Raw genomic sequence first — 1,032 nt, 5'->3', positions numbered from 1 at the left:
CGATAATCCAAACTTCGTCGCCGGGCATTCTGGAGACGCCTTTGTCGAAGATGCGGTGCTTTGGACCGTCTGCGATGCGGACACGGCATGCAGCGAAATGGCACGTGAGCGCGCCCTTCGTACCGCGTCGCCAGCTTATCTTTCGCCATCTCTCGCCGGCCAGCACCTCTTCTGCGCAGACCGGCGACATATTCGGGATGTGGTGCTTGCGCGGTTTGCGAGCCTTCTCTGTTGGGAAGATCATGGCGACATTGGTGGGATAAACCGTTTGTCGCCGGGACATACCGACTGCCCACACAAGGCCACGCTCGCTCAGCGCATGGCGGAACGGCGCGCTCGACCCGTAGCCTGCATCCGCAAGTACGCAGCCAAAACGGATACCGGACGCGATGACGCGGTCGATCTCCTCAATCGCAATCTCGGGCTTCGACAAGGCGACCTGTCGGTCCGCCGGGACGCGGGCGCGGGCCATCCGCTCCGGATCGCGCGTCCAGCTGTCCGGCAGGAACAGTCGAAGGCCGACCATCACCGGTACCTCGCCCGATGCAAGTGTCACCGACACCAGCGACTGGCTGTTCGCGGTCTTGCCGAGCGACGACGCATATTGTGGCGCGACGCCAACCGAATGGCGCCCCTTCTTCGGCAACGCCGTGTCGTCGATGACCAGGAAGGCGTCGTGGCCGCCGACCAGGCGATCCGCTTCCGTCAGGAGAGCCCTCTCCAAAGGCGCGCTGTCCCAGACGCCCGCCGCGACAAAATGATGAAGCTGGTCGTAGCCGACTTCGCCGGCGCGAGCCGCCATAGGCTGCACGCTCTTGCGGTCACCTGGACCAATCAGACCAGCAATATACAGCGGGCACATCCTGCGCCGCGCCGGATGCGATAGCCCGACCAGGAACGGTTCAAGCCATCGCTCCAGATCGATCCGCCAGGTCTCGTTCACCGCCATCGCAAAGGATCCGTCAGCCTACACTGACACATCCGAATCAATGACGATTCCTGTCGGTTCCTTCAACCTGCCAAAGTAGTGCT

General features: G+C 62.7%; 1 protein-coding gene. It reads right to left on the bottom strand.

Features of this window, described 5'->3' with window-relative positions; all coding sequences use genetic code 11:
- On the bottom strand, positions 1–949 hold a 949-nt coding region (locus TPR58_RS22640), incomplete at its 3' end, for an IS701 family transposase (protein ID WP_346249047.1).
- Between the last annotated feature and the right edge of the window lie 83 nt (positions 950–1,032).

The organism is Sphingomonas rustica (assembly GCF_039652585.1).
Lineage (GTDB): Bacteria > Pseudomonadota > Alphaproteobacteria > Sphingomonadales > Sphingomonadaceae > Sphingomonas > Sphingomonas rustica.
This window is presented reverse-complemented; position numbering and strand designations above follow the sequence as displayed.